We start from the raw sequence: 13,570 nt of genomic DNA, 5'->3' as shown, positions 1-13,570 counted from the left end.
CTTTTCACTGGTCCCGGGGCTTCTCCCTGCCTCGGGACTGGATAAACGAGACAGGTGACGGATGGCCGCAGTCAGCAGCAGGAAGCAGGATAACATCGTTGCGGCGCTGCTGGTCGCGCCGGCGGTCATCGCGTTTCTGGTGATATTTGCCTACCCGACATGGCGGATGGTGGCGATGAGTCTCACCAATGCACCGCTGATAGGCCCCGGCGAGTGGGTCGGCCTGGACAACTACATGCGCCAGCTCTCCTCGCCTCAACTTCAAAGGGCGCTTCTGAACACGCTGTACTTCATCGCTCTGACCGTCATCCCCGGCACATTTCTCGCGCTGTTCATTGCCATGGGCATCAATCGCCTGATCGGGCGCATCCAGATGCTGGTTCTGGCGTGTTTTTTCCTGCCCTCCATTCTGCCGGTTTCGGTGGTGACGCAGATCTGGACCTGGATCGCAAACATGCAATATGGCGTCATCCAGAACGTCCTCGGGCTGTTCACCGGCGGGCGGCCGCTTCCCGTCCTGCGGTCGCCAACCTATTTCATGCCCTCGGTTGCCGTCGTCACGATCTGGTGGACGATCGGTTTCAACATCCTTCTGTTCCTCGCCGCCCTGCGCAGCATTTCGCCTGATGTCTACGAGGCAGCCGCGCTCGACAATGCCAGCCGCTGGCGGGTGTTTTCGAAAATAACCTGGCCGCTGATCTGGCCGGTCACGGCGCTGGTGCTGACGCTGCAGCTGATTGCGCAGTTCAAGATCTTTTCGCAGCCCTATCTGCTCGGCTATTTCGCCCACACGCCGGCCGACGCGCAATCCGTGGTCATGAGCGTCATCTATGATCTCGCCTTCAAGCAGAACAAGGGCGGCGAGGGGGCCGCCGTCGCCACCATCCTGTTCGCCATCATTCTGATTGCCTCCGTCCTGCAGTATCAATTCCTGCGCGCGCGAGGCGAAAAGTGAGCGTCGTGGCAACAAATTCGCAAACGGATCTGACGGCGGCGGGCAGCCACGCGGCCTCAAGGGGCTGGAGCGGTCGCGCGCTGACCGCGCTGACGGCGTTCGGGGCGCTGATCTGGTTCTTCCCGCTCTATTGGGCGATCATGACGTCGCTCAAATCGGACACCGAGGTGGTAAGCCGGACGCCCGGGCTTTTCCCGAAGGCGCCGACGCTCGAGCCCTATCTCTATGTGATCGGGCGCTCCAGCATCGTGCAATGGTATATCAATTCCGTCGGCACATCGGCAATCATCGCGGTTCTGGTGCTTGTGATGAGCGTCTGTTGCGCCTATGCGCTCAGCCAAATTCAGTTTCCCGGCCGCCGGGTGATTTACGGGGCACTGATCGCCTCGGTAATGGTGCCGTCGGAAGCGCTGATCATCAACCATTTCGTGCTGATGAACTCGTTCGGGCTTATCAACACCTGGGGCGGCATCATTCTGCCGCAGCTCGTGGTGCCCTCGGTCATCATCATCCTCAAGCAGTTCTTCGACCAGATCCCAAAGGAATTCCGCGAGGCGGCGATGCTCGACAATGCGGGTCATTTAAGAACGCTCTGGAAGATCTATGTGCCGATGAACTGGGGCGTGATCACCGCGCTCGGCATCACCACCTTCATCGCGGCCTGGAACAACTTCCTGTGGCCGTTCCTGGTCGCGACCTCGGATGCGACGATCACCATCCCCGTCGGCATTACCCAGGTGAGAGATGTCTTTGGCGTGCGCTTCGCCAAGGACATGGCGGCGGCGGTGCTGGCCGGTCTTCCCGTCGCCATCCTCTATCTCCTCTTCCAGAAGCAGATCACGCGCGCCATCATGCTCTCCGCCGGAGTAAAGGGATAATCGCTCGATAGGGCGTTATGAGGCATCGCAGCTCGTTCCGGCGATAACTGCACTCCAGCCGGCAATTTATCTCCAGGCGCAGCGACCTTTTCAAATTGCCGGGCTGGAGGGCTTCTATTCAAATCACTATCAAGGATGCTGGTCGCTGCTCTCAGGCAGGTGTCGGTTCAGCGAAAGCGCGGAGTTGGAAGTTCAGGCTGGCCCCAGCGATAAGATGACTGGGTGTTTCAGACCGATTTGTGGAGCACGGGGCGGCCGTTGTCGAAACTCTTGCGCCCCCTTTTCCAGCCGGCAATCACGCGCGCAATCTCGCGCACGGCGGCACGAGGGCCGGGGCTGTCGAGGAGCACGATGGTCGCTTCGCCACCTGGCTGCAGACCTATCTTGTTGTTGAGCTGGTTCGCTGCCATTTCGCTCACCATGCCGAAAATCAAGGCCATCTCGTCGTCGCGCCCGAGCTGGGCGACATTGGCATAGAGATTGGCCATGCGAATTAACGAGGCGTCGCCATAGGGCGTGAAGGGATTAAGCAGATTGTTGGTTGCAATGGAGGTAACGACGCCCCTTTTCGCCAGCAGATGGGCCGGCGCGACGCCACGCGGAACCAGACGGTCATGCTCGCGCCCCATCAGGAACAGATCGGTTGCCGGAAGCACCGATAGCGCGATGCCGGCCTTTGCCAGGCTATCGGCGATGGCAAGGATACGGGCTTGAGGCATAGCCGACAGATTGGTGACATGGCCGATCGACACGCGACCTTGCCAGCCATGACGCAGGGTCGCGTCTATCACCTTCGGTAGATCCGCTCGATCAGGATCAAGACTGAAGTCGAGATGGAAGTCGACCGAAACATTGTGTTTTGCCGCCAGAGCGAAAATCATGTCCACATGCCGACCCGGCGAGGGGTCCGTATAAGGGCAACCGCCGACCAGATCCGCACCATCCGAAAGTGCCGCGTCGAGCATGTCGTATGTTTCGGGCTCGTTCGTAAGCCCTTCCTGAGCGAAGGCGCAGATTTCGATGTCGATCGCGAAGGCATAGTCGTTGCGGATACGCTTGATCGCTTCGAAGGAGCGGAAGCCGGCGCGCGGATCGATTTCGACGAAGCTCCGCATCCGCGTTGTGCCGTGGGAAACCGCTTGCTCGACGACGCGTGCGGCACGTCCATAAACGTCGTCTTCGTCAAAGCCCGCCTTGGCTTTGGCCGTTTGGTGGACGGCTTCGGCGAGTGTGCCTTCGCAAATGGCGCAGCGGTCGAGAATGCAGGCTTTGTCGAGATGAATATGCGTGTCGACAAATCCGCCGAAGGCGAAGCTTCCCTGGCCGTCGGCGTCTGATATCGCATCGCACCGAATGCGGGGTTCGATGGCGGCGATGCGGTCGCCTCGCACTGCGATGTCCACGAGACGGCCATCTTCCTCGATACGAACGTTTCGAATGACGAGATCGAACGGCGGGTCCACGGCGCTCACAGCAAGACAGCGCCTCCGTCGCTGCGCGGATCATGCGCGCCGTCGATCACTCCGTCTTCCCCGATGCGGATCACGCCTGCTTGCCCGCCAAGCGGACTGAGAGCGTCGATGGTCGAGATTTCATGCCCCATCACCGCGAGGGCGGAAACCGTCTCGGCGCCAATATTTTCCTCGATCTTCAGGCTGTCCCGGCTGTCGGAGAACGTGCGGCCGAGCAAAAAGCGCGGACGCGCGAGCGCTGCGGCCGGATCAAGACGGTGGTCGATGAGGAGACTGAGCAGCAGCGACAGCGTCTGAGGCTGGCCGTCCGCGCCCTGCGTGCCGTAGAGCAGATGCGGACGCCCGTTCTTAAGCGCCAGACCTGGATTGAGCGTGTAGAAAGGCCGCTTCCCAGGTTGGATGCAATTAGGGCTCGCCGGATCAGTGCTGAAGGCCGCTCCCCTGTTTTGCCACAGGAGGCCAGTGTTGCCGATGACCACGCCGCTGCCCCAATCGAAATAGAGGCTTTGCAGTAGCGACGCGCATCTCCCATTGGCATCCACGGCGGCAAGCAGCGCCGTATCGCCGTGTCGATAGTCTTGTGGCCAAGGCGAGGCTCTTCCCGGATCGATTGCCGCAGCCTTGGCCACAAGGCGCGTCGGATCGAGAAGCTGCTTCGAGACGTCGGCGGCAAAACGGGGATCGGCGATTGCATGACGGTCGAGGAAAGCCTGTTTTACGGCCTCGACCAGCGCATGATAATAGGTCGCGCTGTCGGGCGGAAAATCCGCCATCGGCAGATGGCCGAGCACACCCATGATTGCGAGGGTGGTTACTCCTTGGGTCGGTGCGGGCGGAGCAAGAAGCATCGTGTCGCGATACGTCTGCTGGAGGGGAGCTGTGATCTCGGTTCGCGTGGCGGCAAGATCGGCGGCGGAAAGAGGAGAGCCAGCTTCGGCAAGTCCGTTGATGATGCGACGGGCGAGAGCACCCTCATAAAATTCGCGTGCGCCGTGACGGGCTATGGACTGGAGCGTCTGGGCCAATGCCGGTTGGTGCTGGATGCCGCCAGGTCGGAAGAGCCCCGCGAAGCTGGGCCAACCACTCAGCTCAGCGCGCCGGAATTCATACCAGAATGCCTGCGACCGGCTGACCTCAAAGCCACCGTCTGCTAGCGCGATCGCGTCGTCGAGAAGGCCCGGCAATCCTTCGATGCCTCCCCATTCGGCGACGGAATAGGCAAGCACCTTTTCCCAGCTGTCCACGAGGCAAGCTGTTGTCAGTGTGGAGGCTGCACCACGCAAGGGTATGTCTCCGCGCGGCATAGCTGCCGCCGCCTGTCCGATGCCGACAAAGGTCTGTGCGTTGCCCGTCTTGTCGGCGACCAGCCAGATCGCGTCGCCGCCGAGCCCGCAGAAATGGGGGTAGGTGACCGACAGCGCAGCTCCGGCGGCCACCAGCGCCTCGATTGCGTTGCCGCCGCGCTTCAGCACCTTTGCGCCTGCTTCGCTGGCGAGCCAATGCGGGGTCACGATCATGGCGCCGGCAGATGACGAACCGGTTTGAGTGGTCTGTTCGGTGAACGTCATTGGCGGCTTGTTGCGGCGCTGACGGTTGCGATGCGACCCTGTTCTGAAGCAAGGATCATGGCTTTCGACGGAGATCTGGTCGTCCAGCTCACGAAATCGGCCCGCCTGCCAATGGCGATAATATTGTCTTCGGCATGAAAATCCTCGCAAGATGATCCTGGGGTCAGGCATGCAATACCGATGCCACAAGGGAACGTCACCATACGGCGTCGACGCCCTCACGCTCTAAGTATTTGTGTTCATTGAAAAGAAAGTTGCGCGCTGCCGCCCTGACTCAAGCGATGTAGGTGACATTGGAGAGTTCGCTGCGACTTAATGCCTGCGAATTTCCATGGTCTTCTGACGGTGCCGGAAAAAGCGGCGTTTCAGCCTGTAGCGCGTTCCCGGAGCATTCCGTGTCGGCGGTGCCTTCGCAATCGTGTCCGCACTACCATTTGGAATACGGGGTTATCGGTCGCTGCCGCGAGGTCGTGAGGCGACTGATCCGCGCTGGATCAGGCCCGTTTTGACGGCAGTCCGCTCGACGGGCAGATCTTTACCGTTCAGCCGCGAGATTAGCCGTTCGGCCGCCTTCTTGCCCATTTCGTAGACCGGCTGATCGACGACGGTGATCGGAGGCGTCGTGACGGTCGTCCAGTCTGCATCCAGGAAGGAAACCATCGATATATCGCGAGGTATGGACAATCCCAGCGCCTGCAATGTCTTGAAGACCCGGAGGCCGACGAGACTGTCCGACGCGATGAGGGCGGTCGGAGGCGCCGCATCCCGCAACAGGCTCTCGACGACACTATCCGTTCTCGGCTGGTCGGTCGCGCCGAGCCGCACGTAATATTGAGCCTTCTCTATGCCGGCGTCAGTCTGCTCTTTCAGCACGCCTTCGATGCGTTCGCGCACGGCCGAATTGGAAATGCTGCGGCTATCGTCAAGGAATTCGCTCTCGGCATTCATGGCGGATATATAGGCGATCCGGCGATGTCCCATCTCGAGAAGATGGCGGGTGGCCATCTTGGCAGCATCGAAATCATCGCCGGTGACAGCGTCGACGCCGAGTTCCGGAATGCTGCGGTCAAAGAGAACGAGCGGCACGCCGACGCGGCGTATGTCCCGGAGATGCTCCATCCGGTCGCAGCGCGCCGGCGTCACGATCAATCCGTCGACGCGCTTGCCGATCAGCAGATCCACCGCCGATTTCTCGGTCTCCAGCTCCTCGCCGGAATTGGCGATGATCACATTGAAGCCGGCCATGCGCGCGACGTCGCTGATCCCGCGCACGGCGAGGCTGAAGAAGGCATTCTCGATATCGCCGACGACCACGCCGATGATGCCGGATTTGCCTGTCGTCATGCTGCGGGCAAGTTCGTTCGGCCTGTATTCGAGGGCGGTCGCAGTGGCGAGCACCTGCTCGCGAACCTTGTCGCTGACGACGCCATAGCCGCCGAGAACGCGCGCTGCGGTCGCCTTTGAGACATTCGCTGCCCTGGCAACATCGGCAACGGTAACGGAGCGTTTCGGAGCTAGCGGTTCTTCCATGGGACGAGGACTACAAGAGTTGTTGACGGGCGGTCAATCTCAAGTTAACAAATATCAATTGAGACCGGTCTCTTTTATATGTGAGACCGGTCTCCTGTCCAGATATCTCTTGTCGACGTTCGATCGGAGATCCGGGCGCGCATGCATGAATGCCGATAAGAGCATCCTTTCAGAGCGGAGAACGAACATGAAAATATCTGGCATCTTCTCAGCCATTGCCGCGCCCTTGCGCGCCGGCGTACTGGCCTATCTCCTCACGGCAGGCGTCAGCCCGGCTGTCGCGGCCGACAATCCTTATAATCTCATCGATCCGAACGTCATCAGCGTCGGCAGCATGGGGGACGCCAAGCCATACACCTTCACGACTGCGGACGGTCAGTTCACCGGTTTCGATATTGAACTCTTTCTGAACGTCGTTTCACGGATGGGCTTTCCGAAGGACAAGGTAACCTTCACCGGACAGGAGTTTTCCGCCTTGCTGCCGTCGGTCGCCAATCAACGGTTTGACGTTGCTGTAGCCGCCATCGGCACCACGGAAGCCCGCAAGAAGACGGTGGATTTTTCCGACGGCTATCTCGCCGGCTATCTTTCGGTTTTGACATCCGATGCTGCGATCAAGGACTCTGGCGGCCTCAAGGGCAAGCGGCTTGGCGTCGTGCAAGGCACCTTGCAGGAGATCTACGCGACGAAGAATTTTACCGGAACGGATCTCGTAAAGTTCCCGGATAACAACTCTGCGGTCGCCGCCCTCAACAACGGCACTGTCGATGCGCATTTCCTCGATTATGAAGCGGCCAAGCAGTATGGCGAGCGCTACCCCGGCCTGAAGATTGCCGTGAATATTCCCTCCTTCGATGCGCCCGCCGGCTTCGTCGTCCACAAGGGCAATGATGCCTTCCGCCTGGCGCTCAACAAGGCCCTGCATGAGGCGATGCAGGACGGCACCTGGAAGACCCTCTACGAGAAGTGGTTCCCGGGCTCGCCGATGCCGGATCAGTATCTTCCCAAGAAGTGAGGCTGCTCGCCGCCCGGCCCGCCGGGCGGCGGCACTTGTCTGCCCTCGAGAACTTCATGGGGAATTGAATGGACTGGCTAGAAAATCTCCGTCGCAGCTTCCTTGACTGGGATGCGATGGCGGAAGTCCTGCCGAGCATGATCACCGTCGGGTTGAAGAACACGCTGATCCTGGCGGCTGCCTCGACCGTGCTCGGCGTCGTCATCGGCATGGTGCTGGCGGTAATGGGCATTTCGCAATCGCGCTGGCTGCGGCTGCCGGCGCGCATCTACACCGACGTCTTTCGCGGCCTGCCGGCAATCGTGACGATCCTGATCATCGGTCAGGGCTTTGCCCGCATCGGTCGCGAACTCTTCGGGCCGTCGCCGTTTCCGCTTGGCATCATCGCGCTCAGCCTGATTGCCGGTGCCTATATCGGCGAGATCTTCCGCTCGGGCATTCAAAGCGTCGAACGCGGCCAGATGGAGGCTTGCCGCGCGCTCAGCATGAGCTACGGGCAGGGGATGCGGCTGATCATCATCCCGCAGGGCGTGCGGCGCGTTCTGCCGGCGCTCGTCAACCAGTTCATCGGCAACGTCAAGGATTCGAGCCTCGTCTACTTCCTCGGGCTGTTGGCGTCGGAGCGCGAGATTTTCCGCGTCGGCCAGGATCAGGCAGTCGTAACCGGTAATCTTTCACCGCTGCTGCTGGCGGGTATCTTCTATCTGGTGATTACCGTTCCGCTCACGCATCTCGTCAACTTCATCGACAACCGTTTGCGCCTCGGACGGCAGGGTCGCGGCTCCGGCGCCACGAGCGGCCTCGTCGAAGTAGGCGAGCTTGAAGCGGCTTCGGGTTCGCAAGCCTCCGGCGATAGCGGCACTTTCCGTTTCAAGGGCGGAGCCGTCCACATCCGCGATCTCAGCATGTCCTACGGTGATCTCGAAGTGCTGAAAGGCATCGATCTCGATATCGCCCGCGGCACGGTGACCTGCATCATCGGGCCATCCGGCTCGGGCAAGTCGACGTTGCTCCGGTGCCTCAACCGGCTGGTAGAACCGAAGCGCGGCGACATCGAGCTCGATGGCGACAGCATTCTGTCGATGAAGCCGGAAAGCCTGCGCCGGCGTGTCGGCATGGTATTCCAGCACTTCAATCTCTTTCCGGACCACACCGCGCTCGAAAACGTCATGCTGTCGCTGACCAAGATCAAGAAGGTGCCGAAGAGCGAGGCGCGCCGTATCGCCGAGACACGTCTTGGCGAAGTGGGACTTGCCGGACGCAAGGATCACCGTCCGGCCAGCCTTTCCGGCGGCCAGCAGCAGCGCGTCGCAATCGCCCGTGCGCTCGCCATGGACCCGGAGGTGATCCTCTTCGACGAAGTCACGAGTGCTCTCGATCCTGAGCTGGTGAAGGGCGTTCTCGATCTGATGGCCAAACTCGGACGTCAGGGCATGACCATGGCCGTCGTCACGCACGAGATGGGATTTGCCCGCAGGGTGGCCGATCAGGTGGTCTTCATGGATGAGGGCCGCATCGTCGAGGCCGGCTCGCCGCAGCAGATTTTCGATCATCCCCAAAGCGAGCGGCTGAAGCGCTTCCTCGCCGAGGTTCTCTGACAGACAGAACCGGCGGGAATTCCGGCGGCTTCTTGATCACAACACCCACTACTGACAAGGTTTTCCAACATGCATGCTCCCACTCGTCCTTCGAAAGTTATTGTCGTCGGCGGCGGTATTTTCGGGGTTTCCACGGCCGTTCATCTGGCGCGGCTCGGCGTTCAAACAACCCTGATCAACGACGGCCCGCTGGCAAATGGCGCATCGGGCCGCTCGCTTGCCTGGCTCAATTCGGCTCGGCGTCGCTCCGATGCCTATCATCGGCTGCGTCTGGCCGGCATCGACCGCTATCGCACACTTTCCGCCAGATATCCGGATGCGGCCTGGCTGCGCTTCGACGGAGGCCTGACGTGGGACGCCGACGCTGCGGGAAACGACATTGCCTCGGTTTTCGACTATGAGCGTGACCTTGGCTATCACGCGCAATTGCTGATGCCGGATCGAATTGCCAGGGCGACGCCGGGCATCGATGCCGGCTCCGTGACGAGGCAGGGCGCGATCTTCAATCCGGGCGAGGGCTGGGTCGATCTGCCATCGTTGATTGGCGTTCTTGCCGAGGAGTTCCAGGCGTTGGGCGGTAAAATCGTCACCGATGCCGGCCGGGCCGCGATCAATGTACGGGATGGTCGTGCCCGCGGCGTCACGACCGCGAACGGCGCCAAGTGGGATGCCGACGCCGTGCTCCTGGCAGCCGGCGGAGACGTGCCGGCGATCGTGGCGGAAGCCGGCCAGCATATCGGCGACGATACGCCGATCGCACTACTCGTCAGGACGAAGCCGATCAAGCATCCGCTGAAGGCTGTGCTGAACACACCGCGCGTTGCCATCCGGCCGACCCCGGATGGTGCCTTTGCGCTGGATTCGGCCTGGTCGGAAGAGGAGGTCGTCGTGAAGGCCGACGGCAGCTACGAGATCAAGCCCTCCACCCTTGAAGGGCTGCTGCGGGAGGCTTCAAAGGTGCTGGAAGCAAACCCGAAACTCGAAGTCGGCGATTATGGTGTCGGCCCCAAACCTATTCCGGGCGATGGCGAGCCTGTTTTCGGCGAGTTGCAGGCCATACCAGGCTATTTCGTTGCCTTCAGCCACAGCGGCGCCACTCTCGGCTTGATCGCGGGCGAGCTGCTTGCCGACGAGATCGCCACCGGCAAGCGCCACCCGCTTTTGGCCGCCTTCCGGCCGGAACGCTTCGCCAGATAGTTTGATCGGAAAGGCAGCCAGATACGGTTCGAGGGTATTCGTGAACGCGAGCTTTTATCTTCTCTTGGTGCTGAGGACGTTGGCAGCGGTCAGGCATGCGGCGGTAGGGGAACACCGGCCAGTTTTGTCTTGATCCAATCCGAAATACGGTAATAGCGCAGAGTAAGCTTCGGACCGTAATTCATGTAGAAGGGGGCCGCTGAAAGCGGCTCCAGCTTCAGCGACAAGTCCTTTTCCGGCATGCCGCAAGCCCATTCCGACAGGATGCCGCCGAGCATGCTGCCCGTCGGCACACCACGGCCGGAAAGGCCGGTCAGCGCCACGATGCCCGGCGCCAGATCGTAGAGGCGGGGGATCGTGCGGTACTGCATGTCCAGCTCGCCGAACCAGAAATAGTCCCAGCGGATCTCCTGTCTGATCTGCGGATGCAGCCATTTGAGCCGATCGCTCATGACCTGCCGCGTATACTCCATGTCGCTGCCGCGTCGCCCCATCGGAAACATGGAGGCGACGATCCGGCCTTCAGCATTGTATTTGTAGACATAGATATCGCCGCGCCCGTCATGGATAGTGGTGTTGCGTGGTAGCACCGACCGCCGCTCGTCGTCGGAAAGCGGCCGGGTAGCGGCGACAAAGACCCGCTGGATCTTGAAGGTCTGGTCCAGTTTCGGCCAACCGCCAACGGTATAAGCGCCCGTTGCGAAGATCACCTTGTCGGCGATGACCTTACCCTTCGGCGTGCTGACCGCCCAACCGCCCGCCTCGCGCTCGCATCCGGTCACCGGCGAGTTGGTGTGGATGACGCCGCCTTCCTGGAGGACCGCGCGTGCGAGACCGCGGGAATAGCCGAGGGGATTGAGATGGCCCGCCTCCTCATGCAGCCAGCCGCCGTGGAAGCGCCCACTGCCGGTGATAGCCGCGACCTCGTCCTTGTCGAGCGCTCGCGTCCTGGCGCCGACGGCATTGTAGGTCCGTACCTTCTCCTCGATCGTCTTCATCGCGCCGGGGTAGGGGGCGCCCATGACATAGCCGTTCTGCTGCCACTCGCATTGGATCTGGTAGCGCTGGATCATGCTGGAGACCTGGTCATTGGCGCGCGTCTGCCGGGCGATCAGCCGTTCGGCCCAGGGCTCGCCCAGCATGGAGCGCAGCTCCGGCAGGGTGTAATGAGTAAAAGTCGGCGTGCAGTGCCCGGCATTGCGGCCGGAGCCGCCGAAGCCGACTTCCTCCTTTTCGAGAAGCACGACGCTCGCGCCGCCGCGCGCAAGCTCGAGAGCGGTGGTCAGCCCGGTATAGCCGCCGCCGACAATACAGACATCGGCCTTGATCGTGCCCTGCAGTTCTGTTGTCTCGGGTGCGGGCGCTGCAGTCGCGTACCAGAGGGTCGTCTTGAAAGGCGAGAACTTCGTCATGCCACCCCCTCAGCTCAGATCGCTGCGGGCATCGAGCGCGTCGCGCAGGCCGTCACCGATGAAGTTGAAGCTTGTGACGGCGAGCGTGATGGCAATGCCTGGAACGATGGCGAGCCATGGTGCGCTGGCGAGATATTGCTGGGCGCCGTTCAGCATGTTGCCCCAGCTCGGTAACGGCGGCTGAATGCCGTAGCCAAGGAAGCTGACATAGGCTTCGAGCAGGATGGCGCGCGCCACCGTCAGGGTCGCCGCGACGATGATCGGGCCGATGGCGTTCGGCAGCAACTCGCGGAACATGATCCATCGGTTGGAAAGACCAAGCATGCGCGCGGCAAGGACGAAATCGCGTTCGCGTAGCGACCGCACTTCCGCCTCGACGATGCGCGCGGTCTCCATCCAACTCGTCACGGCGATGATGACGGTGATCATGAATGGGCTCGGCTTGATGAAGGCGGCCAGCGCCAGCAGCAGGAAGATGCCGGGGAAGGACAGGAAGGCATCGACGAAGCGCATCAGCAACGTGCCGAGACGACCGCCATAATAGCCGGCGACCACGCCGATCACCGTACCGATCAACGTGCTGAGCACCATCGCGAAGAAGCCGACCAGAAGCGAAATCCGACCCGCCATGAACAAGCGTACGGCAACATCGCGTCCGAGCGGATCAGTGCCGAAAATATGGTAGCCAACAGTAAAGGGCGGCGCGAAACGGGCGCGCAGGTCGATATAGAGCTCGTCATAGGGAAGCAGCGACGGCCCAAGCAGGCAGGCCAGCACGATGAGCGTGATCATGGCAACGCCGAGAAGCGCGAGCCTGTGACGGACGAAGCGGCGGAGCGTGCGATTTTGCCACCATCGCGAACGGGCGAACATCGATCCGGAAAGGGTTGCGGGGGAGGAGGAAGTCATGGCGTTTCTCCTAACCAAGCCGGACGCGCGGATCGACGAAGGCGACGAGCAGATCCGCGAGCAGATTGCCGATCAGCACGAAGATTGCCGAGAACATCAGGAGCCCCATGACGACGGGGTAATCGCTATAGCCGAGGCTATCGAGAAAAAGTCGCCCCATTCCCGGCCAGGTGAAGACCGTCTCCGCCACCAGCGCGCCACCGAGGATGGTCGGCAATTGCAGGCCGGCAAGCGTGATCATCGGCAATAGCGCGTTGCCGACGACATGGCGCATCAGGACGCGCCGGGGCGACAGGCCCTTGGCCTTGGCGGTGCGGACGAAATCCTGGTTGATGACATCGAGCGTCGCGGTGCGCATGTATCGGCTCCACACGGCGATGTTGACGAGGGCAAGCACGAGGCTCGGCATGATCAGATGGATCGCATAGTCGCCGAGCGAGCCGTTGCCGACCGTATACATGTTGCCGGCCGGCAGCCATTTCAGTTTCAGCGAGAAAATATAGATGGCGACGAGACCGAACCAGAAGGTCGGGATCGACAGCGCCACCATGGCGCCGATGGTGGCGCTGTAGTCGAAGATCGAATAGCGCTTGGTCGCACCCTTGATGCCGATCCAGGTGCCCACCGCGATCGAGATCACCATCGAGGTGCCCATCAGGAGCAGCGTCGCGAAGAGGTGGCCGAATATGATCGACAGCACCGGTTGATTGTCGCGATAGGAACGGCCCCAATCGCCCATCAGCAAATGCCTCAGCCAATCGAGATATTGGATCGGCAGCGGCCGGTCGAGACCCATTTGTGCCGCGATCCTGTCGAGTGCTTCCTTCGTCATGCCCGGCGTCAGCGTATACTGCGACAGCGGGCCGCCGGGAGCGAGGGTGAGGACGGCAAAGCCGATCATCGATACGAGGAGCAGCAGTACCAGGCTCTGCCACAGGCGGCTCAAGAGATAGCGCAACATGGCATTCGTCTCCGATGGTTGCGAGATAGAAAGCAGCCAGCCCTCCCACCCCTAATGGATCGGAAGGCTGGAGCG

11 protein-coding genes are annotated in these 13,570 nt (G+C 61.3%); 5 read left to right on the top strand and 6 right to left on the bottom strand.

Annotated elements, in window-relative coordinates; all coding sequences use genetic code 11:
• The first annotated feature begins 61 nt into the window (after positions 1–61).
• Together ACIQWP_RS26395 and ACIQWP_RS26390 are read left to right on the top strand one after the other, a co-directional pair.
• The gene (locus tag ACIQWP_RS26395; RefSeq protein WP_402793896.1) at positions 62–955 is read left to right on the top strand and encodes a carbohydrate ABC transporter permease; all 894 of its coding nucleotides are present in this window, start codon (positions 62–64) and stop codon (positions 953–955) included.
• Positions 956–1,095: 140 nt separating this feature from the next.
• Positions 1,096–1,833 (top strand): carbohydrate ABC transporter permease, encoded by a 738-nt coding sequence (locus ACIQWP_RS26390; RefSeq protein ID WP_402794126.1) that lies wholly within the window; start codon positions 1,096–1,098, stop codon positions 1,831–1,833.
• A gap of 227 nt (positions 1,834–2,060) precedes the next feature.
• Here the strand turns inward: ACIQWP_RS26390 and ACIQWP_RS26385 are convergent, their stop codons facing one another.
• From ACIQWP_RS26385 to ACIQWP_RS26375, 3 genes are all read right to left on the bottom strand, one after another.
• A complete protein-coding gene (locus tag ACIQWP_RS26385) occupies positions 2,061–3,305 on the bottom strand; it encodes an amidohydrolase family protein (protein WP_402793894.1) in 1,245 nt (414 codons plus the stop codon).
• On the bottom strand, positions 3,302–4,873 hold the full coding sequence (locus ACIQWP_RS26380; protein WP_402793892.1) for a gamma-glutamyltransferase family protein: 1,572 nt from the start codon (positions 4,871–4,873) through the stop codon (positions 3,302–3,304). Before ACIQWP_RS26380 ends, ACIQWP_RS26385 begins: the two co-directional genes overlap by 4 nt.
• Before the next feature lie 447 nt (positions 4,874–5,320).
• On the bottom strand, positions 5,321–6,403 hold the full coding sequence (locus tag ACIQWP_RS26375; protein ID WP_402793890.1) for a LacI family DNA-binding transcriptional regulator: 1,083 nt from the start codon (positions 6,401–6,403) through the stop codon (positions 5,321–5,323).
• Between the two features lie 187 nt (positions 6,404–6,590).
• Here ACIQWP_RS26375 and ACIQWP_RS26370 point away from each other — a divergent pair, with 187 nt between their 5' ends.
• The 3 genes from ACIQWP_RS26370 (at position 6,591) to ACIQWP_RS26360 (ending at position 10,213) form a co-directional block, all read left to right on the top strand.
• Positions 6,591–7,418: an ABC transporter substrate-binding protein gene (locus ACIQWP_RS26370; RefSeq protein ID WP_402793888.1), complete on the top strand. Its 828-nt coding sequence runs from the start codon at positions 6,591–6,593 to the stop codon at positions 7,416–7,418.
• Positions 7,419–7,486: 68 nt separating this feature from the next.
• On the top strand, positions 7,487–9,016 hold the full coding sequence (locus tag ACIQWP_RS26365) for an amino acid ABC transporter permease/ATP-binding protein (RefSeq protein ID WP_402793886.1): 1,530 nt from the start codon (positions 7,487–7,489) through the stop codon (positions 9,014–9,016).
• 69 nt (positions 9,017–9,085) lie between these two features.
• A complete protein-coding gene (locus ACIQWP_RS26360; RefSeq protein ID WP_402793884.1) occupies positions 9,086–10,213 on the top strand; it encodes an NAD(P)/FAD-dependent oxidoreductase in 1,128 nt (375 codons plus the stop codon).
• Between the two features lie 89 nt (positions 10,214–10,302).
• On the opposite strand, the gene ACIQWP_RS26355 is transcribed toward ACIQWP_RS26360, so the two are convergent.
• From ACIQWP_RS26355 to ACIQWP_RS26345, 3 genes are read right to left on the bottom strand one after another with little or no spacing between them, the layout of a single operon-like run.
• Positions 10,303–11,625: an NAD(P)/FAD-dependent oxidoreductase gene (locus ACIQWP_RS26355; protein WP_402793882.1), complete on the bottom strand. Its 1,323-nt coding sequence runs from the start codon at positions 11,623–11,625 to the stop codon at positions 10,303–10,305.
• Positions 11,626–11,634: 9 nt separating this feature from the next.
• Complete coding sequence (locus ACIQWP_RS26350) at positions 11,635–12,534, bottom strand: ABC transporter permease (protein ID WP_402793880.1); 900 nt, start codon at positions 12,532–12,534, stop codon at positions 11,635–11,637.
• Positions 12,535–12,544: 10 nt separating this feature from the next.
• Positions 12,545–13,495, bottom strand: coding sequence for an ABC transporter permease (locus ACIQWP_RS26345; protein ID WP_402793878.1), 951 nt, complete (start codon positions 13,493–13,495; stop codon positions 12,545–12,547).
• Positions 13,496–13,570 lie beyond the last annotated feature (75 nt).

The sequence above is a fragment of the Rhizobium sp. NPDC090279 genome, from assembly GCF_044769665.1.
Classification (GTDB): Bacteria; Pseudomonadota; Alphaproteobacteria; order Rhizobiales; family Rhizobiaceae; genus Rhizobium.
The sequence above is the reverse complement of the archived record's forward strand: the minus strand, read 5'-3'. Positions and strand labels throughout refer to the sequence as shown.

Coding starts and splice junctions, on each gene's coding strand:
- ACIQWP_RS26345 (WP_402793878.1), bottom strand. CDS start 13,495: ATGTTGCGCTATCTCTTGAGCCGCCTGTGGCAGAGCCTGGTACTGCTG.
- ACIQWP_RS26365 (WP_402793886.1), top strand. CDS start 7,487: ATGGACTGGCTAGAAAATCTCCGTCGCAGCTTCCTTGACTGGGATGCG.
- ACIQWP_RS26375 (WP_402793890.1), bottom strand. CDS start 6,403: ATGGAAGAACCGCTAGCTCCGAAACGCTCCGTTACCGTTGCCGATGTT.
- ACIQWP_RS26390 (WP_402794126.1), top strand. CDS start 1,096: ATGACGTCGCTCAAATCGGACACCGAGGTGGTAAGCCGGACGCCCGGG.
- ACIQWP_RS26360 (WP_402793884.1), top strand. CDS start 9,086: ATGCATGCTCCCACTCGTCCTTCGAAAGTTATTGTCGTCGGCGGCGGT.
- ACIQWP_RS26355 (WP_402793882.1), bottom strand. CDS start 11,625: ATGACGAAGTTCTCGCCTTTCAAGACGACCCTCTGGTACGCGACTGCA.
- ACIQWP_RS26380 (WP_402793892.1), bottom strand. CDS start 4,873: ATGACGTTCACCGAACAGACCACTCAAACCGGTTCGTCATCTGCCGGC.
- ACIQWP_RS26395 (WP_402793896.1), top strand. CDS start 62: ATGGCCGCAGTCAGCAGCAGGAAGCAGGATAACATCGTTGCGGCGCTG.
- ACIQWP_RS26370 (WP_402793888.1), top strand. CDS start 6,591: ATGAAAATATCTGGCATCTTCTCAGCCATTGCCGCGCCCTTGCGCGCC.
- ACIQWP_RS26350 (WP_402793880.1), bottom strand. CDS start 12,534: ATGACTTCCTCCTCCCCCGCAACCCTTTCCGGATCGATGTTCGCCCGT.